Annotated in this window: 23 protein-coding genes and 1 pseudogene; 7 read left to right on the top strand and 17 right to left on the bottom strand. The window is 71.5% G+C overall.

Annotated features, from left to right (window positions below):
• Positions 1 to 136 precede the first annotated feature (136 nt).
• Complete coding sequence (locus ACQHII_RS41705; RefSeq protein ID WP_427924112.1) at positions 137 to 2,356, top strand: NADP-dependent isocitrate dehydrogenase; 2,220 nt, start codon at positions 137 to 139, stop codon at positions 2,354 to 2,356.
• 88 nt (positions 2,357 to 2,444) lie between these two features.
• Here ACQHII_RS41705 and ACQHII_RS41700 read toward each other — a convergent pair whose 3' ends face one another.
• On the bottom strand, positions 2,445 to 2,786 hold the full coding sequence (locus ACQHII_RS41700) for a DUF5713 family protein (protein WP_427924111.1): 342 nt from the start codon (positions 2,784 to 2,786) through the stop codon (positions 2,445 to 2,447).
• Positions 2,787 to 2,870: 84 nt separating this feature from the next.
• Between ACQHII_RS41700 and ACQHII_RS41695 the strand changes: the two genes are divergently transcribed.
• Positions 2,871 to 3,695, top strand: coding sequence for an N-formylglutamate amidohydrolase (locus ACQHII_RS41695; protein WP_427924110.1), 825 nt, complete (start codon positions 2,871 to 2,873; stop codon positions 3,693 to 3,695).
• Between the two features lie 57 nt (positions 3,696 to 3,752).
• Positions 3,753 to 4,979 carry a cytochrome P450 gene (locus ACQHII_RS41690; RefSeq protein WP_427924109.1) on the top strand — a complete coding sequence of 409 codons (1,227 nt, stop codon included), beginning with the start codon at positions 3,753 to 3,755 and terminating at the stop codon, positions 4,977 to 4,979.
• A 61-nt stretch (positions 4,980 to 5,040) separates the two neighbouring features.
• On the opposite strand, the gene ACQHII_RS41685 is transcribed toward ACQHII_RS41690, so the two are convergent.
• The 3 genes from ACQHII_RS41685 to ACQHII_RS41675 are packed head-to-tail and all read right to left on the bottom strand — an operon-like array spanning position 5,041 to position 7,660.
• Positions 5,041 to 5,583: a hypothetical protein gene (locus ACQHII_RS41685; RefSeq protein WP_427925523.1), complete on the bottom strand. Its 543-nt coding sequence runs from the start codon at positions 5,581 to 5,583 to the stop codon at positions 5,041 to 5,043.
• A gap of 5 nt (positions 5,584 to 5,588) precedes the next feature.
• Positions 5,589 to 6,227 carry an RNA polymerase sigma factor gene (locus ACQHII_RS41680; RefSeq protein WP_427924108.1) on the bottom strand — a complete coding sequence of 213 codons (639 nt, stop codon included), beginning with the start codon at positions 6,225 to 6,227 and terminating at the stop codon, positions 5,589 to 5,591.
• Positions 6,224 to 7,660 carry a S8/S53 family peptidase gene (locus tag ACQHII_RS41675; RefSeq protein WP_427924107.1) on the bottom strand — a complete coding sequence of 479 codons (1,437 nt, stop codon included), beginning with the start codon at positions 7,658 to 7,660 and terminating at the stop codon, positions 6,224 to 6,226. Before ACQHII_RS41675 ends, ACQHII_RS41680 begins: the two co-directional genes overlap by 4 nt.
• A 109-nt stretch (positions 7,661 to 7,769) precedes the next feature.
• On the opposite strand from ACQHII_RS41675, the gene ACQHII_RS41670 reads away from it, so the two are divergent.
• Entirely contained in the window at positions 7,770 to 10,373 is a 2,604-nt protein-coding gene (locus ACQHII_RS41670) for a CHAT domain-containing protein (RefSeq protein ID WP_427924106.1), read from the top strand.
• A gap of 354 nt (positions 10,374 to 10,727) precedes the next feature.
• Here ACQHII_RS41670 and ACQHII_RS41665 read toward each other — a convergent pair whose 3' ends face one another.
• The gene (locus ACQHII_RS41665; RefSeq protein ID WP_427924105.1) at positions 10,728 to 12,605 is read right to left on the bottom strand and encodes a LuxR C-terminal-related transcriptional regulator; all 1,878 of its coding nucleotides are present in this window, start codon (positions 12,603 to 12,605) and stop codon (positions 10,728 to 10,730) included.
• 97 nt (positions 12,606 to 12,702) lie between these two features.
• Between ACQHII_RS41665 and ACQHII_RS41660 the strand changes: the two genes are divergently transcribed.
• Positions 12,703 to 13,800, top strand: a complete 1,098-nt coding sequence (locus ACQHII_RS41660) for a M12 family metallopeptidase (RefSeq protein ID WP_427924104.1) — start codon at positions 12,703 to 12,705, stop codon at positions 13,798 to 13,800.
• A 132-nt stretch (positions 13,801 to 13,932) separates the two neighbouring features.
• Here the strand turns inward: ACQHII_RS41660 and ACQHII_RS41655 are convergent, their stop codons facing one another.
• Entirely contained in the window at positions 13,933 to 14,301 is a 369-nt protein-coding gene (locus ACQHII_RS41655) for a sulfurtransferase (protein ID WP_427924103.1), read from the bottom strand.
• Positions 14,302 to 14,470: 169 nt separating this feature from the next.
• A pseudogene (locus ACQHII_RS41650) lies at positions 14,471 to 14,632 on the bottom strand (sulfurtransferase); the annotation flags it as partial.
• Between the two features lie 138 nt (positions 14,633 to 14,770).
• Between ACQHII_RS41650 and ACQHII_RS41645 the strand changes: the two are divergent.
• Positions 14,771 to 14,953, top strand: coding sequence for a hypothetical protein (locus ACQHII_RS41645; protein ID WP_427924102.1), 183 nt, complete (start codon positions 14,771 to 14,773; stop codon positions 14,951 to 14,953).
• On the opposite strand, the gene ACQHII_RS41640 is transcribed toward ACQHII_RS41645, so the two are convergent.
• Positions 14,928 to 15,377: an N-acetyltransferase family protein gene (locus ACQHII_RS41640; protein ID WP_427925522.1), complete on the bottom strand. Its 450-nt coding sequence runs from the start codon at positions 15,375 to 15,377 to the stop codon at positions 14,928 to 14,930. The genes ACQHII_RS41645 and ACQHII_RS41640 overlap by 26 nt on opposite strands.
• A gap of 49 nt (positions 15,378 to 15,426) precedes the next feature.
• Between ACQHII_RS41640 and ACQHII_RS41635 the strand changes: the two genes are divergently transcribed.
• Positions 15,427 to 15,801, top strand: coding sequence for a hypothetical protein (locus ACQHII_RS41635; protein ID WP_427924101.1), 375 nt, complete (start codon positions 15,427 to 15,429; stop codon positions 15,799 to 15,801).
• On the opposite strand, the gene ACQHII_RS41630 is transcribed toward ACQHII_RS41635, so the two are convergent.
• The 9 genes from ACQHII_RS41630 to ACQHII_RS41590 all read right to left on the bottom strand — a co-directional run bounded on the left by ACQHII_RS41630 (position 15,780) and on the right by ACQHII_RS41590 (position 24,546).
• A complete protein-coding gene (locus ACQHII_RS41630) occupies positions 15,780 to 16,916 on the bottom strand; it encodes an LLM class flavin-dependent oxidoreductase (RefSeq protein WP_427924100.1) in 1,137 nt (378 codons plus the stop codon). The genes ACQHII_RS41635 and ACQHII_RS41630 overlap by 22 nt on opposite strands.
• Entirely contained in the window at positions 16,909 to 18,000 is a 1,092-nt protein-coding gene (locus ACQHII_RS41625; protein ID WP_427924099.1) for an LLM class flavin-dependent oxidoreductase, read from the bottom strand. The genes ACQHII_RS41630 and ACQHII_RS41625 overlap by 8 nt, the downstream gene beginning before the upstream one ends.
• Positions 17,997 to 19,370, bottom strand: a complete 1,374-nt coding sequence (locus ACQHII_RS41620) for an NtaA/DmoA family FMN-dependent monooxygenase (protein WP_427924098.1) — start codon at positions 19,368 to 19,370, stop codon at positions 17,997 to 17,999. The genes ACQHII_RS41625 and ACQHII_RS41620 overlap by 4 nt, the downstream gene beginning before the upstream one ends.
• A gap of 19 nt (positions 19,371 to 19,389) precedes the next feature.
• Positions 19,390 to 20,610 (bottom strand): LLM class flavin-dependent oxidoreductase, encoded by a 1,221-nt coding sequence (locus tag ACQHII_RS41615; protein ID WP_427924097.1) that lies wholly within the window; start codon positions 20,608 to 20,610, stop codon positions 19,390 to 19,392.
• A 113-nt stretch (positions 20,611 to 20,723) separates the two neighbouring features.
• Entirely contained in the window at positions 20,724 to 20,813 is a 90-nt protein-coding gene (locus ACQHII_RS41610; protein WP_399116364.1) for a putative leader peptide, read from the bottom strand.
• A 47-nt stretch (positions 20,814 to 20,860) separates the two neighbouring features.
• Positions 20,861 to 21,598, bottom strand: coding sequence for a GNAT family N-acetyltransferase (locus ACQHII_RS41605; RefSeq protein WP_427924096.1), 738 nt, complete (start codon positions 21,596 to 21,598; stop codon positions 20,861 to 20,863).
• 80 nt (positions 21,599 to 21,678) lie between these two features.
• Positions 21,679 to 22,707, bottom strand: a complete 1,029-nt coding sequence (locus ACQHII_RS41600; protein WP_427924095.1) for an ABC transporter substrate-binding protein — start codon at positions 22,705 to 22,707, stop codon at positions 21,679 to 21,681.
• A 64-nt stretch (positions 22,708 to 22,771) separates the two neighbouring features.
• Positions 22,772 to 23,569, bottom strand: a complete 798-nt coding sequence (locus ACQHII_RS41595) for an amino acid ABC transporter ATP-binding protein (RefSeq protein WP_427924094.1) — start codon at positions 23,567 to 23,569, stop codon at positions 22,772 to 22,774.
• On the bottom strand, positions 23,566 to 24,546 hold the full coding sequence (locus ACQHII_RS41590; protein WP_427924093.1) for an amino acid ABC transporter permease: 981 nt from the start codon (positions 24,544 to 24,546) through the stop codon (positions 23,566 to 23,568). Before ACQHII_RS41590 ends, ACQHII_RS41595 begins: the two co-directional genes overlap by 4 nt.
• Between the last annotated feature and the right edge of the window lie 72 nt (positions 24,547 to 24,618).

Genomic DNA, 24,618 nt, shown 5'->3' with positions numbered 1-24,618 from the left:
CCACGAGGTCGGGCGAACGGTTGCCCTTGATCGACGGACTGGTGTTCGCGCAGTGCGGACGGACCGCTGTCGAGTGGGACCGCATCACGAGATATCTTGATGTCGAGCAATGTTGCAGACGTGGAGCGGAGCACCGGTGACTGACTCGACCATCATCTATACGCACACTGACGAGGCCCCGGCCCTGGCGACGTATTCCTTCCTGCCGGTGGTCCAGGCGTACGCCTCGCAGGCGGGTGTCGCCGTGACCACGCGGGACATCTCGCTGGCCGGGCGCATCATCGCCGTGTTCCCGGAGTACCTGACCGAGGACCAGCGCATCCCGGACGCCCTGCACGAGCTGGGCGAACTGGCGAAGACGCCCGAGGCCAACATCATCAAGCTGCCGAACATCTCGGCGTCCATCCCGCAGCTCAAGGCCGCCGTGGCCGAGCTCCAGGAGCAGGGCTACGCGCTGCCGAACTACCCGGACGACCCGAAGACCGACGAGGAGCGGGACATCCAGTCCCGCTACGACAAGGTCAAGGGCTCCGCGGTGAACCCGGTCCTGCGCGAGGGCAACTCCGACCGGCGCGCCCCCGCCTCGGTCAAGAACTACGCGAAGACCCACCCGCATCGCATGGGCGCCTGGTCGGCCGACTCCAAGACCAATGTCGCGACCATGGGCGAGAACGACTTCCGCTCCACCGAGAAGTCCGCGACGATCGCCGAGGCCGGTGCGCTGCGCATCGAGCTGGTCGCCGAGGACGGCACCACCACCGTGCTGCGCGAGTCCGTACCCGTCCAGAAGGACGAGGTCGTCGACGCCTCCGTGCTGCACGTCGCCGAGCTGCGCGAGTTCCTCACCGCGCAGATCGCCCGCGCCAAGGCCGAGGACATCCTCTTCTCGGTGCACCTCAAGGCCACGATGATGAAGGTCTCCGACCCGATCATCTTCGGCCACGTGGTCCGCGCCTTCTTCCCGAAGACCTTCGAGCAGTACGGCGCCACGCTCGCCGCCGCCGGTCTCTCCCCGAACGACGGTCTCGGCGGCATCCTCAAGGGCCTCGCCGCGCTGCCCGAGGGCGACGCGATCAAGGCCTCCTTCGACGCGGAGATCGCCGAGGGCCCCGCGCTCGCGATGGTCGACTCCGACAAGGGCATCACCAACCTGCACGTGCCGTCCGACGTCATCGTCGACGCCTCGATGCCGGCCATGATCCGCACCTCCGGCCACATGTGGGGCCCGGACGGCGCGGAGGCCGACACCCTCGCGGTGCTCCCGGACTCCTCCTACTCCGGCGTCTACCAGGCCGTCCTCGACGACTGCCGCGCCCACGGCGCCTACGACCCGTCGACCATGGGCTCGGTGCCCAACGTCGGTCTGATGGCGCAGAAGGCCGAGGAGTACGGCTCCCACGACAAGACCTTCGAGGTCCAGGCCGCGGGTACGGTCCGCCTCGTCGACCAGGCCGGCAATGTCGTCCTGGAGCAGCCGGTCGCCGAGGGCGACATCTTCCGCGCCTGCCAGACCAAGGACGCTCCGATCAAGGACTGGGTGAAGCTGGCCGTCACGCGTGCGCGTGCCACCGGCAGCCCGGCGGTGTTCTGGCTGGACGAGACCCGCGCGCACGACGCCCAGCTGATCAGGAAGGTCGAGGCGTACCTGCCGGAGCACGACACCGAGGGTCTGGACATCCGTGTCCTCGCCCCGGTCGAGGCCACCAAGCTGTCGGTGGAGCGCATCCGCCGCGGCGAGGACACCATCTCGGTGACCGGCAACGTGCTGCGCGACTACCTGACCGACCTCTTCCCCATCCTGGAGCTGGGCACCAGCGCCAAGATGCTGTCGGTCGTCCCGCTGATGGCGGGCGGCGGCCTCTTCGAGACGGGCGCCGGCGGCTCCGCGCCGAAGCACGTGCAGCAGCTGGTCAAGGAGGACTACCTGCGCTGGGACTCGCTCGGTGAGTTCTTCGCGCTGGTCCCCTCCCTGGAGCAGTACGCGACGTTCACCGGAAACACCCGCGCCAAGGTCCTCGCCGACACCCTCGACCGGGCGACGGCGACCTTCCTCAACGAGGACAAGTCGCCGACCCGTCGCGTCGGCGGCATCGACAACCGCGGCAGCCACTTCTTCCTTTCCCTGTACTGGGCGCAGGAGCTGGCCGCGCAGACCGAGGACGCGGACCTCGCGAAGGCCTTCGCCTCCCTCGCCGAGACGCTCGCGGGCGCCGAGCAGACGATCATCGAGGAACTCCTCGCGGTCCAGGGCCACCCGGCGGACATCGGCGGCTACTACCAGCCCGACCCGGCCAAGGCCGCGAAGGTGATGCGCCCGTCGACGACGTGGAACGAGGCGCTGGCCTCCCTGAGCTGACGCAAGCTCTCCGTGCCACTCCGCCCCGGCCGGGTTCGTCCCGGCCGGGGCGGCTGCGTTCCCACGCGACAGCGCGACAGCCCACCGGTCACCAGTCCCGTACGGCGATCAGCTCCTCCACGTCCGCGTCCGCGAAGCCGTACGCCTTGGCCACGAACCAGAAGTCCTCGGCTATCTCCTCGCGCGCCACGGTCTCGATCTCACTGCCGGCCGCCTCGAAGTCGTCCTGCAGCGCGTTGAACTCCTCGGTGGCGACCTCGGTCAGCACGTACAGCGCGCGCAGGTCGGCGGGCCGCTCGGTCTCGATGCGCTCGCACAGGCGCAGCAGGATCGCCTTGCCGAGGTCCACCACGGGGTCGGGGTAGTAGTCGTCCCGGTACAGCGCGCGCAGGAACGCGTGCTCGGTGATCTGCTGGTTGCTGACGGGCATGGCGGTGCTCCCCCGGTTCGTGATCGTCGCTGCCGATACCTTGATCCTGCACCACGCCACTGACAACGCCTCCGGGAGCCGCCCGTGTCCCTCTCCGCGCCGTCCTCGGCGTCTTCCTCCGCGCCGTCCTTCGAGCTGCTGCCCGGCGCCGCCGACTCGCCCGTGATCCTTCATGTGCCGCATTCCGCGCGGGAGATACCGGACGAGGTCCGCGCGGACATCGTGCTGGACGACCAGGCACTGGCGCGCGAGCTGGACCACATCACGGACAGCCACACGGCCCGGATCGCCGAGGAGGCGGCGCGCGCGTGTGCGTTCCGCCCGTGGCGGTTCGTGAACCGGCTGTCGCGGCTGGTCGTCGATCCGGAGCGGTTCCCGGACGAGCGGGAGGAGATGCTCGCCGTGGGCATGGGCGCGGTCTACACCCGCACCACGCACCGCGCCGAGCTACGGCCCGCAGAGCACGACCCCGAGCCGTTGATCGACCGCTACTTCCGCCCGTACGCCCGGGCCATGGCGGAGGCCGTCGCCGACCGGCTGGCCGCGACCGGCCGGGCCGTCGTCGTCGACCTGCACTCCTATCCGACCGCCCCGCTCCCCTACGAGCTCCACGGCACCGGCCCCCGGCCGCCCGTCTGCCTGGGCACGGACGCCTTCCACACCCCGCCCACCCTGCTGGCGGCGGCGCGCGAGGCCTTCGCGGGGTGCGGGGGGATCGGCGTCAACAGCCCCTTCATCGGGACCTACGTACCGCTGGAGTTCTACGGCAAGGAGCCGGCCGTAGGAGCGCTGATGGTGGAGCTGCGCCGGGACACGTACATGACGGAGCCCGGGGGCCAGCCCGACGGTCTCTCGGTCGCCCGGCTCGCTTCCGCGCTGGCGGCGCTCGTGGCCTCCGTGTCGGGCTGACCTCCGGCTGGAGCACTCCCGCAAGACAGGCGGGCGGGGGCGTACGAGGGTGGACGCATGACCGAGGAGACCACCACGCTGACCAGCCAGGCCCCGCAGCCGCCCGTGCGCGACTGGCCCCCGATCGAGCTGACGGGGACCGACTTCGACCCGGTCCTCGCGGAGCTGATGCGCGAGGGCCCGCTGAACCGGATCCGGCTGCCGCACGGTGAGGGCTGGGCGTGGCTGGCCACCCGCTACGACGACGTGAAGATGATCACCAATGATCCGCGATTCGGCCGCGCGGAGGTGACGACCCGTCAAGTGACGCGCATGGCCCCGCACTTCAAGCCGCGTCCGGGGTCGCTGGCGTTCGCCGACCAGCCGGACCACAACCGGCTGCGCAAGCCGGTCGCGGGCGCATTCACGGTCGGCGCGATGAAACGGCTGCGGCCCCGGGCGCAGGCGCTGCTGGACTCGCTGGTCGACGGGGTCGTGGCGGACGGGCCGCCGGCGGATCTGATCGAGCGGGTCCTGGAGCCCTTCCCGCTCGCTGTGGTCAGCGAGGTCATGGGCGTGCCCGAGGAGGACCGGGAGCAGGTGCACTCCTGGACCCGGCAGATCATCTCCACGTCCGGTGGTGCCGAGGCCGCCGACCGCGCCAAGAACGGCATGTACGCGTGGATCACCGACACCATCCGTGCCCGCGCCGACAGCGACGGCACCGATGTGTACTCACTGCTGGGCACCGCCGTGGCCCGGGGCGACATCAGCGAGCCGGAGGCGGTGGGCCTCGCGGGCCCGTTGCAGATCGGCGGGGAGGCGGTCACCCACAACTGCGGCCAGATGCTGTACCTGATGCTCACCCGCCCCGAGCTGCTGGAGCGCCTGCGGGGTCAACCGGAGTGCAGGGAGGCCGCGTTGGACGAACTCCTGCGGTACATCCCGCACCGCTCCTCCGTCGGGCTGGCCCGGATCGCCCTGGAGGACGTCGAGCTGCACGGCCACCGGATCAGCGCGGGGGACCCGGTCTACGTCTCCTACCTCGCCGCCAACCGCGACCCGGCCGTCTTCCCGGACCCGGACCGCATCGACGTCGACCGCGATCCCAACCCGCATCTGGCCCTGGGCAACGGCCCGCACTACTGCACCGGCGCCGTGCTGGCCCGGCTACAGACCGAACTCCTCGTCGACACCCTGCTGGACCGGCTGCCCGGGCTCCAACTGGCCGTCCCCGCCGAGGAGATCGTCTGGCGCCGGAAGACGATGATCCGGGGACCGCAGACGCTGCCGGTGACCTGGTAGGGCGCTGGGCCCTGATGCGCGAGGAAGGGGTGTCCCGCTCTCCTTCCTCGCGCACCGTCGGTCACGCCCGCAGCCACTCCGTGACGACCACCTCCCCGCCGGTCCGCAGCCGTAGCGCGAACGGGCCGGCCGGGGTCACGTCGCTGGTGAAACGGCCCATCGAGTCGGCCGTGAGCGTGGTGGGGCGCAGGGCCTGCGGGCCGTTCAGGACCTCGATGCCGGCCGACTGGGGCGGCATCACCTGGCCCATCAGGCCCTCGCTCGTGACTTCCACGTCGACGCTGAGTTCGCCCGCCGTGAAGGTCAGCATGCGGGGTACGTCCAGGGCTCCCCTGACCGGGATGGCGTCCACCAGGGAGTCGAAGGTCAGCTCCGCGAGCCGGGCGTCCATGTCGTACAACGCGTAGGCATCCATGGCGACTTGGCGCAGTTCGGCGGGGACCGGATCCAGGATGGCGGCCGCCTGGCGCAGCTCCTCCTCCAGGAGGGCGTCGTCGAACTCCGAGCCGTCGCCGCCCTGTTCGCCCTGCTGGTCGTCGAACTCCTCGTCGTCGAGGGGGTCCTGGCCGAAGGCGTCGAACGCGCCGGGACCGTCGCCGTACATGCCGTTCACAGCGCCTCCCCGGCGTCCAGTCGGGCTCGCAGCCGGCGCAGACAGCGCTGGCGCATGGGTCCGATGCTGCCCACGGCGATGCCCAGACCGGCGGACACCTCCTGATAGCTGGGTGGCGGCGAGGCCATCAGGACCCGCAGCAACTGCCTGCACCGTTCGCCCAGTCCGGCGAACTCCTGCCACAGCCTGCGGATGCGCTCGGCCTCGGTGGCCGCCTCCTCCGAGTCGAGGACCGACTGCTCGGGGGTGCGCTCCTCGCTGACGCGGTCGAGGAGTTGGGGATCGTCCGTGGGCATGAGCCGCCGCAGTCCCTTGATCACCTTCAGGCACTCGTTGCGCGCGGTGCTCGCCAGCCAGGAGCCCGCCTTGTCGGGGTCCCGGATCCGGCCCAGGTGCTGGGCGAAGCGGAACCACACGGTCTGGTACACCTCGCCGGCGTCGGCGTCGGAGAGCCGATGGGCGCGCACCACTGACCAGACCAGTGGGCTGAGCCCCTCCACGAGCGCCTTCCAGGCCGCCGCGTCGCCGTCGACTGCCGACCGGACGAGCGCGCCGACTTCTGCACGGTCCACGGTGCCACCCCTCGTGTACGGCATGTCATCGTACGCCGTGGAGGGGATGGTTCCGGCCCTCATGCCGGAGCGGAGAGCGGCACGACGGGGACCGGGCGCCAGGTGGGCGGGCGCAGCGCCGGTACATGCGCCCCGCGTACTTCGGCGTACTCGGTGTTGGCAGCGAGGAGTTGGGTACGGGCGGCGCGTGCGTCGCTCTCCTTGTTCGCGGTCATGTAGGCGGCGACCAGCCCTGCGGCGACGGGGGTGGCGAACGAGGTCCCGCTCCAGTGCGCGAACCCCTCGAACATCACCTGGTCGGGCTTTCCGGTCGAGTTGTCGCCCTGCTGGCTCAACACCCCGGTGTGGCTGGGGTACTGACAGGTGCAGGAGTAGGTGAAGCCGAACCGGCAGGCGTCGTAGGTGCTGTGCTGGTAGGTGTACGGCGTGGGTGCGTCGAAGCCGGTGAGGGGGCCGACGAGCCGCTCGCCGGGGGCGTAGGCCTTGACCCAGGCGCCGTGGTTGCTGAAGCAGGCGCCGTACTCGCCGTCGCCGCGCAGGGCGCCGACCGAGAGGACGACGTCCTGGTAGTCGGGCAGGTCGGCGTAGGCGGCGGGCCAGAAGGGGGTGGCGCTGGCGTTGTTGCCGGCCGCGGCGACGAGCAGGGTGCGCTGGGCGCGCAGCGCCTGCATGAAGCCCTCGACGCCGAGGAGTCCGTCGGTGCGGCCGTTGCTGGTGCCGGCGGAGAGGCTGATGACGTCGGGCCAGCCGTTCTGGTCGACGGCGGCGAACAGCGCCTCGCCGAAGTCGGATTCGAGGATGGCGCCCGCGTCGTTGAGGGTGTTGCGGACGGTCACCTCGGTGTTGGGCGAGACGGCCGCGACGAGCCCGGCGATGAACGTGCCGTGTCCTACGTACTGTTGGAGCACTCCCGCCGCGTCGGTCTCCCTGATCTGCGGGTCGCCCTGGACGTGGGCGAGCAGCGGGTAGGACCGGTAGTCGTGCATGAGCCCGGTGTCGATGACGAGGACGTCGACGGCGGTGTCCGCGTCGTAACCGGCTTCCACGGGTGCGGGGTTGGCGCCCTGGGTGAGCGGAGCGGGCACGGGTTCGTCGCCGGGACAGGCGTTCACGGCGATCGACACGACATGGTTGCGGCTGACGAGCCGGCGGCCCGCGCGGCCCTCCGGTTCGCGCAGGGCGCGCAGCGCGTTGGCAACCGCGCGGTCGCCGCGCCGGTCGCCGTGGCCGGGGTCGCCGACCTGGATGCGGGTGATCCCGGACCGGTTGGTCTCGGGTCCGGCCCGGCGGACGGAGTCGGCGGTGAGGCCGGTGGCCGCGGTGAAGTGGGTGCGTACGGTGTCCTCGACGAGGCGGGCCTCCTCGCCGTCGCGGGCGAGCACGACGCCCTTCTCGTAGAAGAACTCGGCGGAGTCGTCGGGCCCCATCGCGAGGGGGATGTCGGGCATCGAGCGCTGGATCTGGTCGAACTGCTCGTGGAATCGCTGTGGTGCCATGGCGTGTCCCTCCACTGCGGCGGCGGTCGTCAGTCAGAGCCCGCGGGCCGTTACTTGATACAGCGCCAAACGCGTGTGGTGTGCACCGGGGGCCACTACCATCCGAGGAGTGACAGCGGATGGCGACCCGGTTCTCGAACTGCTGCCGATGGTGTTCGCGGCTCCGAGCGAGGCGCTGGCCGGTGCGCGGGAGGTCCTCGACGGCGATCCGACGCCGTTCCAGGCCTCCGTGGCCCACCATGTGATCGGTATCTGGCAGCGGGACTTCGGCGATCTCCGACTCGCCCTCAAGCACCTGCGGCGCGCCCGCGACCTGGCGGCGCGCGCGGAGTCGGCGGAGCGGGAGGCGGACGTCCTCGGCACGCTCGGGGTGGCGCTGGTGCACGCGGGCCGCACCCGGCAGGGCCTGGCGGCCTTCGAGCGGGGCATCGCTCGCGGTGGCGGACAGACCCGGGCGCGCGTCCTGTTCCGCCGGGCCTACGTCTGGTGGGTGCTGGGCCGGCACAAGGAGGCGCTGGACGACGTACGGCGGGCGATACCCGTGCTGCGGCAGACGGAGGACGTGATCTGGACGGCGCGGGCACTGACCCTGCGCGCGACCGTGCATCTCGCGCTCGGCGCGGTGGACCGGGCCGACGCCGACTTCACCGCGGCCGAGCGGCTGTGGGAGACCACCGGCCAGGAGCACGACAAGGCCGACGCGGTGGAGAGCCGGGGTCTGGCCGCGTTCCGGTCGGGCGACATCCCGGTGGCGCTCCAACTCCTCGACGAGGCAGAGGAGATGTACGCCAAACTCACCACCCCCACCTTCATGCTCACCATCCGCCGCTGCGAGGTGCTGCTGAGCGCGGGCCTGGCCGCCGAGGCACTGGCCCAGGCGGACACGGCGGTCGGGCTGCTGGACGGCATCGGCGGGCAGTCCACCCGCAAGGCGGAGCTGCTGCTCGTGGCCGCCCGGGCGGCGCGGCTCGCGGACGATCCGGCCACGGCCATCGCGCGCGCGGCCGTCGCGGTACGGCTGTTCGCCGCGCAGCGCCGCACCTGGTGGCAGACGCATGCCCAACTGGTGCTGATCGAGGCGAGGTTGGCGGCCGGTCGGGCCTCGGGCCGGCTGGTCGCGGACGCCGCCGCGGTGGCCGGTCGGCTGGCCGCGTTCGGCTCCCCGTCCGCGCCGGAGGCCGCGCTGCTCGCGGGCCGGATCGCGCTGGCGCTGGGCTGGACGGCGGACGCGGAACGGCACTTGGCGGTCGCCGCCCGCAGCAGACGCGCCGGACCGCCGCTGGCCCGGATGACCGGCTGGGCGGCGCAGGCACTGCGCGCCGAGGCCGCCGGTTCGGGACGCGGGGTCCTGGAAGCCTGCCGACGCGGACTCGACGTCCTGGACGACCACCGTACGACCCTGGGCGCCTCGGAGTTGCGGGCCCGGGCGACCGCCCAGGGCGCTGAGCTGGCGGCCCTCGCACAGCGGGCGAGCCTCGACTCCGGTGGCCCGCGACGGCTGTTGGCGTGGAGCGAGCGCTGGCGGGCGACCGCGCTGTCCACCCCGCCCGCCCGGCCGCCCGCCGACCCCGTCCTGCTCAGCGGTCTGACGGCGTTCCGTGAGATCGCCGCCCGCGCGGAGGAGGCCCGCATGGAGGGCCACCCGGTACAGGCCCTGGAGCGCGAACAGCGGCGCCTGGAAGGGGAGATCCGCTCCCGCACCCTCCACATGCGCGGCGACGCCCCCGGCGAGGGCGAACGCTTCGACCCGACTCGGCTGCTGGCGCGGCTCGGTGAGGGACGGCTGGTGGAACTCGCCGTGGTCGACGGGCGGGTGCACGCCCTGCTCTGCGGCCAGGGGCGGGTCCGGCGGTTCGAGGCGGGGCTGCTTGCCGAGGCGATGGCCGAGGCGGAACACGTGCAGGCGGGGCTGCGGCGACTGGCGCACCCCGGGGCGGAGGCCAGGCTCCCGGTCGTGGAGGCGGCGGGCCGACGGCTGGAGGAACTCCTCCTGGGCGAGGCGGCCCAACACCTTGGCTCCGGGCCGGTGGTGGTGGTCCCGCCGGGCCGACTCCACCGCGTTCCCTGGGCGTTGCTGCCCTCGCTGCGCGAGCGGGTGCTCAGTGTGTCGCCGTCGGCGGGTAGTTGGCTGCGCGCGCTGGACACCGGGCCACCGCCCGGCGGACGGCACGTTCTGGTGCGCGGGCCCGGCCTCGCGACCGACGGCGCCGAGGTCCCGGCCCTGGCCGACCATTACGGCAGGCCCACGGTCCTGGAGCACGACGACGCCGAAGTCCCCCGGGTGCTGGCCGAGTTGGACGGCGCGACGTTGGCCCATATCGCCGCGCACGGCACGTTCCGCGCGGACAGCCCCCTGTTCTCGGCCCTTCGCATGGCCGACGGCCCGCTCATCGTCCACGACTTCGAACGCCTCGCCCGCAGCCCGTACCGGATCATCCTCTCCAGCTGCGACACGGCCCGCCTCGCCCCGGTGGGCGCGGACGAACTCCTCGGCCTGGTAACGGCGTTGCTCCCGCTGGGCACGGCGGGAGTGGTGGCGAGCAGCGCCCCCGTCAGCGACGCCGCCGTGGTCCCGCTGATGCTCGCCCTCCACAAGGGCCTCGGCGCGGGCCTGTCCCTGGCGGAGGCCCTGCGCGACGCCCGGGCCGCGCTGCCGGGCGACGCGATGCACCAGGCAACGGGCTGGGCGTTCACGGCGTTCGGAGCGGCCTGACCGGCCGCCCCGGGGGCGCACCGGGTCACGCCGACTGCGCCCCGGCCGATCGCGCCGACTGGCAAAGCCCCTGCGCCACACCGCGGCCACCCCCGGGCACCGCCGCCCACCAGCCCACAAGCCGGACGCTCACCCTCTTCGGAACAGCCTCACCGGCCGAACCGACGGCGGGCCACCGGTCACGCCGACTCCCCCGCCGGCAACTCCACCAACCACGGCAGCGCCCCCACCCCCTCGCGCCAACCGGCAGACCCCCTGCACCACACCCCGGGCACCACCATCCACCAGCCCACAAGCCGGACGCTCACCCCATTCGGAGCACCCTCACCGGCCGAACCGGCGGCGGGCCACCGGTCACGCCGACTGCCCCGCCGGCAACTCCACCAACCACGGCAGCGCGCCGCGGTCGCTCGCGCCGAGGCGGGCGTAGGCGCTGTAGAGGTGGTTGCCGACGGTGCGGACCGAGAGGGTGAGGCGTTCGGCGATCTGGCGGTTGCTGAGGCCCGCTGCGGCGAGGGTGACGATCTGGCGCTGGCGGGCGGTGAGTTCGCCGAGCACCAGGCCGGACAGTGCCGGGGTGCGGGCGCCCTGGCAGCGTCGAGCCAGCGCGACCGCTCGGGTGCGGGACATGCGGGCGGCGCGCGGATCGCGGTGCGCCCGGACGGCCTGTGCGTGCGCCTCGGCCGCGAACAGCAGGAACCCGCGCTGCTCCAGCTCCCCCGCGACCCGGTCCAGCGCGGGCCCGTCGCCGTCGACCAGCGCCTCGGCGTGCCGGGCGAGCACGGCCGGTCCGTCGCCGGGCAGCCGGGCGAGCCGGCCGGCGACGCGTTCGGGAGCGCCGAGGCGTACGGCGTCGTAGAGGGCGTACGCGGCGGGCCTGCCGTCCTCGGCGGCGTCCCCGCGCCGGTCCGGCGCCACCGCCTCGGCCACGGTCTCGCGGGCCGTCTCCACATCGCCCCGGGCCGCCGCCAGCCAGCCGGTCGCGGGGCGGTGGGCGAGGGTCTGGTCGGTGTCCGGCACATCGCCCGACTGGGCGGCGGCCAGGGCGAGTTCGGCCTCGCAGGCGCGATCCGCAGGGGTCTCCCGCAGTCCTTCCCGCGCCCAGGCCGCGGCCTCGCGCAGTTCGCCGCGCAGCCTGGCGAACCGGGCGCGTACGGCCGCGTACCCGGCCGGTACCTGTGCGCCCTCGGCCACCAGCCACTCCCCCACCGGGGTCGGCAGCGGCCGTACGTCGGTGCGGTCGATGCGGTCGGTGAGTTCGGCCCGTTCGGCCGCGAGGGCCGGGACGCACTGGTCGGGGGTGCGGGCCAGGCGGCGGGCGCGGAGCCGGCCGGCGGCGGCGCGCAGCGCGGGGCCGTGCAGGGGGTGGGTGAGGCGGACGGCGCCCCGGTCGTCGACGCGGATCAGGTCCTCGGCCTCCAGGCGTTCGAGGATGTCGAGGTCGAAGTCGTCCAGGGCGGACGCCAACGGCTCGGCGAAGGCGAGGCGTTCGAGGCTCTCGCGCTCGTCGAGGTCGGCCCGGGCGAGGACCTGCGCGGTGCGTTCGCGGACCGTCGCGGTGACCGGCACCGGGCCGCGCCAGGCCCACTCGTCGGTGTCCGTGGCACGAGTCAGCAGCCCGCGCTCGCGCACCGCGCCGAACAGGTCGCGCAGCAGACGGAGATCGCCTTGGCAGAGGCGGTGGAGGCGCTTCACGGTGAGGGGCTCCAGCGGGCCGCCGGCGCCCGCCGCGAGCAGCTGGGCGATCTCCTCGCGGGGCAGCGGCTCCAGCGCGAGGCGCGGCAGCAGTTCGCCTGTCCACAGGCGGGAGACCGCGCCGGGCACCGGGTCGCCGTCGGCCACCACGACGATCAGGCGGGTCCGGCCGTGGACGGCGAGCTGGTGGACGAGGGCGGCCGAGGAGTCGTCGAGGAGGTGGGCGTCGTCGATGAGCAACAGCCGGGTGCCGGACAGGAGTTGGACCGCTCGGTGCAGGGAGACGCTCTCGGGCAGCAGGTGGGCGAACGCGGCGAAGGGCAGCGCGCGGGTCTCGGGCGTCCCGGTGATCCGGGCGCAGTCGCCGCCCCGGACGGCCTCGGTGACGAGCCGGGTCTTGCCGCGGCCGGCCGGGCCGGTGACCACGATGCCGTGCCGTCCCGCCGTCAACGACCTGCGGATCAGTTCGAGTTCGTCCTCCCGGCCGGTGAACGGCCAGGGCAGTTCAAGGGTCTTCGCGTCCTGTTCGAAAGTCATCACGCAGATATGAGTCGGGCTACTCACGCCTGATACAGGGTGACTTGAGTAGCCCTCGACTCAGGCGCCCGGGTACCGTCACCGGCACTCTGGTCGCATGACCGCTCGCTACTGCTCCCTCACGCAGCAGCCGGCCCCGGAGTTCGGACCGGGACTGGCCGCGGAGCGGCGCGGTGCGCTCGTCGGCGGAAGCCGGATGTGGGTCAACGGCACGGTCCTGCACTACTACTTCTTCGACGTCGACAACTCCGCCGCCGCCGACACGTCCGTCATCCCGGTGCCCGGGACCGGCGAGCTGCAGCGGGTGCCGTGGGCCGGCGCCAAGGAGCAGCAGGACGTCGTACGCGAGTGCTTCCGTGAGTGGCAGGGGCTCGGCATCGGTGTCGACTTCGCCGAGGTGAGCGACCGTTCGGAGGCGGAGCTGCGCATCGGGTTCCAGGCCGGTGACGGCTCCTGGTCGGCGGTGGGGCGCGACGCGCTCACAGTCGGTCTGGGCGACCGCACGATGAACTTCGGCTGGGACCTGACCGCGCCCGGACAGCGCGGCACGGCCCTGCACGAGATCGGGCACGCCCTGGGCATGCTGCACGAGCACCAGAGCCCGTTCGCCGGGATCCACTGGGACGACGAGGCCGTGTACGCCGAGCTGGCGGGCCCTCCGAACTTCTGGAGCCGGGACCGCACACGGTTCAACATCCTGCGCAAGCTGGACCCGGACGAGGTCAACGGCTCCGTCTGGGACCCGCAGTCGATCATGGAGTACCCGTTCACGTCCGGCCTGGTCCTGGAGCCGGAGGAGTACCGCACGGGTCTGCACCCGCACGGCGGACTCTCCTCCTCGGACAAGGAGTTCGTGCTCCGCTGGTACCCGCCCGTCGGCCCTCCCCGGCCGGCCGAGCTGGTGCCGTTCCGTTCGGCGCCGCTGCGACTGGGGCCGGGCGAGCAGGCCGACTTCGCGATCGAGCCGACCCAGACGCGCGAGTACGCCCTCGGCACCTTCGGGGACAGCGACGCGGTCGTCGTGGTCTTCGAGGAACGGGACGGCGAACCACGCTTCCTCGCCGGCCAGGACGACGGGGGCACCCCGCACAACGCAACGCTCAAGGTCAGGCTCGTCAAGGGCCGCCGCTACTTCGTCCGTGTGCGCCTGTACTCCACGTGGGGGTCGGGGGACACCGCGGTGATGTGCTGGTAACAGCATGAGTACAGCCGCACGCGGACGGACGGACCACGGTCCGGCGCCGGGGGAAGCGGCCGAGGAAACGTCACCTTCGGGGGAGGGAGACGTTTCCTCGGCCACGCCACCATGTTCGGCCGCCTAACCGTTCTAGGACCCCAACTCCAGTGGCCGGGCAGGGTCCTTGGACCACTCCTCCAGTGAGCCGTCGTAGACGGAGACGTCCGTACGGCCGAGCAGGGTGAGCGCGAGTGCGGCGCCCGCCGCCGAGATCCCGCCGCCGCAGTACAGGACGACCGGTGAGTCGTCGGTGTCGAGGACGGCTCCGATCCTGGCAGTGAGTTCCTCGGTCGGCAGGACGCGTCCGGCCTCGTCGAGAAGTCCCCGTCCCGGGAGGCTGCGGCTGCCGGGGATGTGTCCGCGGCGGCTGTAGCGGGTCGGCACGGAGCCGTCGTAGCCGCCGGACGGCAGCGCGCAGACCAGGGTGCCGGGCCGCTCGCCGCGGCTGACTGCCGCCACGTCCTCGATCCCGGACCACAGACCACAGATCCGGTCGTACGACGGGTGTCACGGGACGAACGTCCCCGACCGGCGCGGTGTCGTCGCCGGAGGCGAGCGGACGCCCGGCCGCCTCCCACGTTTCGAGACCGCCGTCCAGGACCGTCACCGGTACGCCGATCGCCCGGAGCATCCACCACAGGCGGGCCGCCCAGATGCCGCCGCCGCTGTCGTACGTGACGACCTCGGTTCCCTCCCCCACACCCAGCCGGGCCAGCACGGCGGCGAGGGCCTCGGGGGACGGCGCGGCGAAGCGGTACGGCGCCTCGTGGTCGGAGAAGTCACCGGTCAGATCGGCGTGTCGCGATCCGGGCAGGTGCCGCTCGGCCAGGTCCCGCGCCCGCTCGCGGAGCGGTGATCGCCGTCCGGCTACCGGTCCATGCGTCCGCTCAGTCCAGCGGAGTCTCAGGCACTCCCCGCACTACTCCCCTTGGTCCACGCCGAGTTCGCGCTCTCCGAGCTGGGCTACTTCCACGGTGTGACGCGGTCGGCGGAGAACACCCGGCTGGCGTACGAGTATTACGTGGGCCACGCGGAGTGGTTCGCCGAGGAGGGCGGACGGCGTCTGCTGGACCTGTGCGCCCGCGCTAGCCGGGCGGCAGTTCGCGGGTGAAGACGACGCGGGGTCGGCCCGGCCCGTCGTAGTCCTCGACCAGACTCGCGTCGAAACCGAGGGTGCGATGGAAGGCGACCGAACCCTCGTTGGTGACCGAGGTGATGGCCTTGAGGCGGACGGCACCCTGCCGTCCGGCGGCCTCGATGAACGCCGTGTACAGGTCGCGCCCCAGACCTGTGCCGCGTGCGTCGTCCCGGGTCGCGATCAGGTGCACGTAGCCGGTGTGATCGGGAGTGACGAACCCGAAGAGGTACCCACGGATGCCGTCGTCGGCCCGGGCGACCAGACACGTGGACCCGAACTCCTGCACCAGCGCGGTCAGATGCAGCGCGCGAAGGTCACGCTCTCCCCAGTAGCGTGCGTGGTCCTCCAGGACCTGGTGGAGGTCGATGACATCGGCGGGTTCGATACGGACGTCCATGGCATCGATCATGGCAGAGAGCCATACGGAGTTGAGAAGGAGATGGGTCATGATCACGGGTTACGTTCTCGGCGAGAGCCTGCGCCCCGGTGCCGTGTTCGCGCCGCACGGGCTGCGTATCCGGAAGATCGAGCGGGTCGACAACTCGGCGAGCGCGACGGCCGGGCAGCCCGACGCGTGGACGTTCATCGAGTGGGAGACCGACGACGACAGCGCCTCGGGTCCGATCGCGAACGCGCTCGCCGCCACTTTGGAGCGGGCCAACGGCTGGTACGCCGACTTCACCGTCGGCGATGAGCGGGTCGTCGTCTTCGCGGGAAAGGTGTTCCGCTATCGGCGCGGCGATGAGGCCGGCCGCGCCGAAGCGGTCGCGTACGGGCGTTCCGTGGGGACCCCGGAGCATCAGCTCGACTGGGAGGAGTGACCCCGGCGGCGCCATTCTTCTGCGAGGAGTTCGTAGGAGCGCACCCGGTCCGTGTGGGCGTGGGTAATGGTGGTGATGAGCAACTCGTCGGCGCCGACCGCCTCTTGGAGTTGTTCCAGTTGGTCGGCGACCCGGGCGGGTGAGCCGACGAACTGGGTGTCGATGCGGTCCTGGACCAGTTCGCGGTCCTCGTCGGTCCAGACGTGGGCGCGGGCCTCGTCAGGGGTCGGGAACTTGATGGCGCCCTCCGCCGTGCGGATGGAGCGCACCCACAGTCCGTAGCCGGTGGCGAGTTCGCGGGCGGTCTCGTCGTCCTCGGCGACGACGACGTCGGCGGAGACGCTGACGTACGGCTTGTCGAGGACGTCGGAGGGCTGGAACGCGGCGCGGTAACCGTCCGCCGCCTCAAGGACGCTGGCAGGGCTGACGTGGTAATTCGCCGCGAAACGGAGACCGTTGCGACCCGCGACCTCGGCGCTGGTTCCTCCGCTGCTGCCCAGGATCCACAGCTCCAGGTCGGCGCCCTCGCCCGGTACGACGTGGGCCTCGACGCCCTCCGGGGAACGGTACGTGCCGGCCAGCAGCGCGAGGACGTCGTCGATCTGCTCGCCGTACTCCTGGGACTCGGCCTTGGGCAGCAGGAGCAGCTTGCGCTGGAGGGCGATCCTGGGTGAGCCGAGGAGCCGTTCGAAGGAGAAACGGGGCGGGATGCGCAGGCCGTTGGGGGCCCGGCCGTCGACGACCGGGGTGGCCGACGGCAGCGGGGGCGACGGTCGGCCGCCCGAGCGGCCCAGGCCCAGGTCGAAGCGGCCCGGGTGCAGCGCGTCGAGCAGGCCGAACTCCTCGACCGTGGACAGCGCGGTGCGGTGGCCGAGTTGTACGGCTCCGGAGCCGAGCCGGATGGTGGAGGTCGCGGACGCCGTGAGCGCCAGGACCACCGCGGGGGACGTGCCCGCGACCCCGGGGTTGAGGTGGTGTTCGGCGAACCAGTAGCGGGCGTATCCGAACTCCTCGGCCCTGCGCGCGAGTTCGATGGAGTTGCGCAGGGCCTCGGGTGCGCTGGAGCCCGAGGAGATCGGGACCAGGTCGAGGACGCCGAGCGGGATGTCAGGCATGTGCGGGCTCCTCAGTCGTGGACGCATCCGGCAATACCGGGCCCCAGTCGAAGGGCGGGTCCGGGATGGCCTTGCGCAGCACGGGAGCCACCGCCGACCCGAACAGCTCCAGCGAGTCACGGTGCTGACGGTCCGTCAAGCCACCTGCGTCCGCGTGCAGATGGAGCAGGGTGTGCCCGAACTGTTCGTGGTAGCGGTGCACCTTGTCGATGACCTGCTGCGGGCTGCCGATCAGCGCGGAGCTGCGCTCGACGAAGTCCTCCAGGGTCTCGAAGACGACGGGCAGGCCGACCTGCTTCTGGAATGCGAGGTTGCTCTCGAAGATCGGGCGGTAGACGGCCAGCGCCTCCTGGGTCGTGGGAGCGACATAGAGGCCGGCCGTGCCCGCGCCTACCGCGATGTCCGCCGGATCGTGGCCGTAGTGCTCCCAGCGCTCCCGGTAGTGGCGGATCAACTCGGCATAGGGCTCTATGGGGTTGGTGACGTTCGCTGAGAACAGCGGGTCGCCGTAGCGAGCCGCCAGGTCGACGCTCTCCTTGCTCGTCGCGCTGCCGTGCCAGACCCGGATCGGCTGCTGGTAGGGGCGCGGCCACACCTCCGCGTCCTTCAGCTCCGGGCGGAACCTGGTCTTCGCCGTCACCTTGTCCTGCCGCCAGAGCTGCCGGAACACCTCGTAGCTCTCGGCGTTGCGCTCCCACTGGTCCTCGGGCGTGACGTGGAACAGCTCGCGCTGGGCCGTGCCGTTGCCCTTTCCGATGATCAGGTCGAGGCGTCCGCCGGAGAGATGGTCCAGTGTGGCGTAGTCCTCGTAGGCCCGCACCGGGTCGAGGAGGCTCAGTGTGGTGACCGCCGTGAAGAGCCGGATACGGCGGGTGAGGGCGGCGACGTGGCTGAGGACGACGGTCGGCGAGGAGGAGATGAAGGGCCGTTCGTGCCGCTCCCCCACACCGAAGCCGTCCAGGCCCAACTCCTCGGCCAGTACGGCGTTTTCGAGGACCTCGCGGAAACGCTCGTGGGTCGGCTTCTGGATGCCCGTGACCGGGTCGGGCCGGTGGACGATGAGCGTGATCGCGAGGAACTTCACGACGCCGCCCGTTCCTCGCGTACCTCGTCGGGGTGGGCGAGGCCGAGGTGGTCGCGGAGGGTGGGTCCTTCGTACTCGGTGCGGAAGACGCCTTGTTCCTGGAGGAGCGGGACGACCTTGTCGGCGAAGGGGTCGAGTCCGGTCGGGGTGATGTGCGGGACGAGGATGAAGCCGTCGCTGGCGTCGGCCTGCACGAAGTCGTTGATGGTCTTCGCGACCGTGGACGGGGAGCCGATGAAGGCCTGCCGGTTGCCGGTCTCGATGACCAGGTCCCGGATGGACCAGTTGTTCGCGGCGGCCCGCTCGCGCCACTCGCGGGCGGTGGCCAACGGGTCGCGGTACATGCGTACTTGCGCGCGGCCCTTGGAGATGTGGTTGTCGCTGACGTCCGGTTCGATGTCGGGCAGCGGGCCGTCCGGGTCGTAGGAGGACAGGTCCCGGTTCCAGACGAACTCCAGGTGCTTGATGGCCGTGGCGCCGCTGACCTGCTGGCGGCGGACCTCCTTCGCCAGGTCCTCGGCCTCGGCGTCGGTGTCGCCGAGCACGAAGGTGGCGGCCGGGAGGATCAGCAACTGGTCCGGCCTGCGGCCGTACTTGGCGAGGCGGGACTTGACGTCGGTGTAGAAGGCCTGGCCCTGGTCGAGCGTGCTGTACCGGCTGAAGATGGCGTCGGCGCTGGAGGCCGCGAACTCACGGCCCTCGTCGGAGTCGCCCGCCTGGAAGATGACCGGGCGTCCCTGCGGGGAGCGCGGGACGTTGAACTGGCCCTGGATGTCGAAGTGTTGGCCCTGGTGGACGAAGGCTCCGGCCTTGGCGTCGCTCAGGAAGGTGCCGCTCGCCTGGTCGGCGAGGATCTCGTCGCCGTGCCAGGAGTCGAAGAGTTCGTTGGTGGTGGCGAGGAACTCCTTGGCCCGGGAGTAGCGCTCGTCCTGCGGCAGGAAGCCGCCGCGGCGGAAGTTCTCGCCGGTGAACGCGTCCCAGGAGGTGACGACGTTCCAGGCGGCGCGGCCGTCGGAGAGGTGGTCGAGGCTGGCGAACTGGCGGGCCACCTCGTAGGGCTCGTTGAAGGTGGAGTTGATGGTGCCGGTGAGGCCGAGGTGTTCGGTGACGGCGGCGAGCGCGGCGAGGATCGTGAAGGTGTCGGGGCGGCCGACCACGTCCAAGTCGTAGATCTTCCCGCCCTGTTCGCGCAGCCGCAGTCCCTCGGCGAGGAAGAGGAAGTCGAACTTGGCGCGCTCGGCGGTCTTCGCGAAGTGCGCGAAGGAGCTGAACTCGATGTGGCTGCCGGCCGCGGGGTCGCTCCACACGGTGGTGTTGTTGACACCGGGGAAGTGGGCGGCCAGGTGGATCTGCTTCAGGGGCTTGCTCATGTCGTACGGTCCCTCCGGCTCAGGCGGTGGCCGCGGCGGCGGCGTAGCGGTTGGCGGGGCGGGCGAGCCCCAGCAGGCCGCGCAGGGTGTCGGCCTCGTAGGCGCGGCGGAAGGCGTTCCGGCGCTGGAGTTCGGGGACCAGCCCCTGGGTGATCGCCGGCAGGTCGTGTCCGGCGACGGCGGGCCGCAGCCGGAAGCCGGTCAGCCCCGCCGACTGCAACTCCTGGAGGAGATCGGCGAGTTGGGCGGGTGTACCGGCGAAGATCCGGGCGTCGCTGGTGTACGGCTCTCCGGCCAGGGCGTCGAGGCGCTCACGGCGGGCGACCGCCGTGGCCTCGTCGTCGTCGAGGAGGACGACGAGGTCGCCGAAGATGTGCAGCGGCTCGTCGGCGCGCCCCGCCGCGTCCTGTTCGGCGCGGATCTCCGCGACGATCGCCCGCGCGTCCTCGGTGTCGTGCGGGGTGACATAGCCGATGTCGGTGGCGCGGGCCACCAGCCGGTACGGGACGGTCTGGTGGGCCAGAGAGCTGACGATCGGCTGGCCCTGCGGCGGCCGGGGGGTGATCGAGGGGCCCTTGACGCTGAAGTGGCGGCCCTCGAAGTCGATGTAGTGCAGTTTGTCGCGGTCGACGAAGCGGCCGGTGGCGACGTCCCGGATCTCGGTGTCGTCCTCCCAGCTGTCCCAGAGGCGGCGCACGACCTCGATGTAGTCGGCGGCCTCGTCGAAGTGCTCGGTGAGCCGCTGCTGTCCGGCGGGGGTGCGCAGGCTCTCCAGGCTGAGCGGCTCGAAGGTGCGCCGTCCGAAGTGGTCGGCCTCGTGCGGCCGGGCGGAGAGCTGCACCCGCACACCGGCGCGGCCGGTGCTGACGTAGTCGAGGGTGGCGATCGCCTTGGATATGTGGAAGGGCTCCGTGTGCGTGGACACCACTGTCGGGACCAGACCTATGTGGCTGGTCAGCGGTGCGATCCGGGCCGCGATCAGTACGGCGTCGAGGCGTCCGCGGACCTGGTCGGTGCGGCCGTCCAGTTCGCCGTAGTGCGAGGACTGGAGGCCTAGGCCGTCCTCGAAAGTCACGAAGTCGAGCAGACCGCGCTCGGCCTCGGCGACCTGGTCGGCCCAGTAGGCGGCTTTGAACAGGTCACGGGGCCGGGCCACCGGTTCGCGCCAGGAGGCGGGGTGCCAGCCGGTGCCGTCGAGGGCGACGGCGAGATGCAGTGGAGAAGGGGAGGTCGATGACACGAGTGGTGCCTTCCTGGAGGTCCGTACGAGATCGCCGGCCCAGGGACATGGGCGCACGGCGGCTGGGGAGCGCAGCGAATGGGGGTCCCCCCGGCCGAAGGCTGGGGGAGGGGTCAGGGGCGACAGAGCGCGCCGGCCACGCGCAGCAGGTCTATGTGCTGGCGGGTGGTGAGTCGCACGTGGAGGACAGCGGTGCCACACATGTGCTCCACCTCCACGGAATCCGGCTTCAGTAGGGGCAACCGCACGGCTATGCCGTTTCTTCCGGATCGGCGGCGGAAGTCGGACCGGTGAAGCGTACGAGCGAGAAGACCGTACGGGCGCGCAGGGTGAAGCCGATCGACTCGTACAGCCGGATGGCGTTGGTGTTGGTGGCGGCGGCGTGCAGGAAGGGGTGGTCGCCGCGTTCCTTGATGCCTGCGGCGACGGCACGGACCAGGCGGGTGGCCAGGCCCCGGCCGCGGTGGCCGGGGTCGGTGCACACGGCGCTGATCTCGGTCCAGCCGGGCGGGTGGAGGCGCTCGCCGGCCAGGGCGACCAGTCGGCCCTCGTGGCGGATGCCGAGGTAGGTGCCCATCTCGACGGTGCGGGGCAGATAGGGGCCGGGTTCGGTGCGGGCGACCAGGTCGAGGATCTCGGGCACGTCGTCCGGGCCGAGGAGGACTGCCTCGGGGTCCGGCTCGGCCCGCAGACCGGTGTCCACCAGCTGGACACCCTGTCCGGAACGGACGATCTCCCAGCCGTCCGGGGTCTCGCTCACTCCGCGCACGGCGGCGGTTCCGCCAGGGCCGATGAGCGTGGCCAGGTCGGCCCAGGCGCGTGGGTCGTCGTTGTCGGTGATGGCGTTGAAGGCGGCCACGTCGACGGGGTAGCGGGCGGCGCGGCCGACGCGTTCGGCGAGGTGGGTGTGCGGGCCGGTGAGCGCTGCCCAGGCCGGGTTGTCCAGGACGTGGGAGGTGGTCGTTTCGAGGCTGGCGGTGGAAGACATCGGGTGACGGCTCCGGTACTGGTCGCACGGGTCGGGGACCCCGCCGGGGCGTGGCGGGGTCCCCTTGCGGAGAGGGTGGGTCAGGAGTCGGTCTTGGGCAGTCCGGGCGGGTTGATCTCGGACTTGGCGACGGCCTCGTTGGAGAGGTTCCAGGCGGCCAGCCACTTGGCGTACTGGCCGTTCTTGATCAGGTAGTTGATGGCGTCCGCGAGGGGCTTGGCGAGGCCGCTGTCCTTCTTCGCGGTGGCCGCGATCAGGCCCTGGAGGGTGGATCCGGCGCCGGAGTACGTGCCCGCGTTGCGGACCGCCTTGGCCGTGCCCTTGGTCGAGGAGACCTGGTAGGCGACCGAGGGGTTGGGGGCGAGGTAGGCGTCGATCTTCCCGGAGGCCAGCGCCAGGTAGGTGCTGTTGTTGTCCTGGAAGTACTTGACGGTGAGCGCCTTCTTGCCCTCGGCGGCCAGCTTCTTCTTCCACTCCAGGAGGATCCGCTCCTGGTTGGTGCCGGCGCCCACGGCGACGGTCTTGCCGGCGAGGTTCTCGTAATTGCCGTCGAAGTTCCAGGAGTTGTCGGCCTTCACCGCGAAGCCGAGGTTGTCCTCGCGGTAGGAGGCGAACTCGTACTTCGCCTTGCGCTCCTCGGTGTCGGTGACGTTGGAGAAGGCGACGTCGACCTTGCCGCTGTCCAGGCCGATGAAGAGGTTCTCCCAAGTGGAGTTCTTCAGCTCGGGCTTGAGACCGAGGACGGCGGCGACCAGGCGGGCGATGTCGGTCTCGGAACCGGTGAGGGTCTTCTGGTCCGAGCCGACGTAGCCGAGCGGCGGGGAACCGGCGGGCAGGAAGCCGACGCCGATCTCCAGCTTGCCGCTCTTCGCTATGGACTTGGGCAACTCGGCGCTGATCGACTTCACTTCGGCGACCTTGAGCGTGGCCTCCTTGGCGGCACCGAGGGAGAAGGCGCCCACGGTGACGGTGCCGGAGGCGGCACCGGCGGACGTGGTGGCCGCGTCACTGTCGCCGCCGCAGGCCGCGAGACCACCGGCGAGGGAAGCGAGGACGGTTCCCGCGGTGAGTCCGCGAGTGATTCTGCTGCGCAGGCTGAGAGTAGACATGGCTGTTCCTAGGCTCGGTGTTGAGGGCTGTTGAAGGTGAAGGTGAAGGTGAAGAGGGGGTGGCTCAGAGGACCTTGCTGAGGAAGTCCCTGGTGCGCTCGTGCTGTGGCTTGTCGAGGACCTCGTGCGGCGGGCCCTGTTCGACGATCTTTCCGCCGTCGATGAAGACGACCCGGTCGGCGACCTCGCGGGCGAAGCCGATCTCGTGGGTGACGATGACGAGGGTGGTGCCGCTGGTCGCCAAGTCCTTGATGACGGACAGGACTTCGCCGACGAGTTCGGGGTCGAGGGCGGAGGTCGGCTCGTCGAAGAGGATGACGCCGGGGCGGAGGGCGAGGGCCCGTGCGATGGCGACGCGCTGCTGCTGGCCGCCGGAGAGCTGCCTCGGGTAGGCGCCGGTCTTCTCGGCGAGACCGACGCGGGCGAGCAACTCCCTTGCCAGTTCAAGTGCTTCGGGCTTGCCGAGCCTGCCGGTGGCGACCGGGGCGGCGGCCACGTTGTCGAGGACGGTCAGGTGCGGGAAGAGGTTGAAGTTCTGGAAGACGAACCCGATCCGGCTGCGCTGCGCGAGGATGGCGCGCTCGCTCAACTCCTTGAGCCGTCCGCCCTGTTGCCTCACCCCGATCAGCTCGCCGTTGACGCTGACGTACCCGATCTCGGGCTTCTCCAGGTGGTTGATGACCCGCAGCAGCGTGGACTTGCCGGAGCCGGACGGGCCGAGGATCACGGTGACCTCGCCGGGCCGCACCGTGAGATCGACGCCGTCCAGCACCCGGTGGGCGCCGTACCACTTGTGGACGTCGTGCACCTCTACGGCGGCGGGTGTGATGTCCGCCAGCGGTTCGACGGTGTTCGTGGTCATACGGCGGTCTCCCTGCGGATGCGGGCCCGCAGATCGGTGACACCGTCGCGGAGTTTCTGGATCGGGGTGGGCGGCAGGGAGCGGGTGGCGCCCCGGGCGTAGTGGCGCTCGACGTAGAACTGGACGACCGACACGACGCTGGTCAGGATCAGGTACCAGACGGTGACGACCAGGAGCAGCGGCACGATGTCGCCGGGGTAGGTGGAGCCCATCGTCTGCGCGGAGCCGAACAGGTCGAGCAGCGAGACGTAGAAGACCAGCGAGGTGCTCTTGATCAGGCCGATCAGCTGGTTGACGTAGTTCGGGGTGATGGAGCGCAGGGCCTGCGGGAAGACGATTCTGCGGAACTGGTAGCCCTTGGGGAGGCCGAGCGCGGAGGCCGCCTCGTGCTGGCCCTGGTCGACGGAGAGGATGCCGCCGCGGACCACTTCGGCCGCGTACGCCGCCTCGTTGAGGCTGAGTCCGACGACGGCGACGACCATGTCGGTGGCGAGCTTCGACTCGTCGAAGGAGAAGAAGGCGGGGCCGAAGGGGACGCCGATGCTGAGGGTCTGGTACAGGGCGCTGAAGTTGTAGAGGAAGATCAGTACCACGATGAGCGGGATGGAGCGCAGCGCCCATACATAGGTCCAGCTCGCGGCGCGCAGCACGGGGCTCTTCGACAGCCGGGCCAGGGCGAGCAGGATGCCGCCGAGGAGGCCCGACACCGCGCTGAGCGCGGCCACTTCGAGCGTGATGACGAGTCCGTCGAGGATCGTCGGGCGCAGGAACCAGTAGCCGAAGCGGTCCCACTGGTAGAAGGAGTTGGTGACCAGTCCGTGGACGAACTGGGCGATCAGCACCAGCACGACCAGCGTGACGATCCACCGGCCGGGCCGGCGCAGCGGCTGAACTCGCTGTGCCGTCAGGGGTTTTGACGGGGCGTCGGCTGCGGGGACGGCAGCCAGGGACACGGTGGTGCCTGGGGGTTCACTCATGGTGGGCTCCGGCGGTTTCACAGACCCCGGTCCGCGGCGGTGGACGCGCGACGGCTGACGGCACGCGCGGGG

Origin of the sequence: Streptomyces sp. cg40 (assembly GCF_050320165.1) — a bacterium.
GTDB classification, from domain to species: Bacteria; Actinomycetota; Actinomycetes; order Streptomycetales; family Streptomycetaceae; genus Streptomyces; species Streptomyces hokutonensis.
The sequence above is the reverse complement of the archived record's forward strand: the minus strand, read 5'-3'. Positions and strand labels throughout refer to the sequence as shown.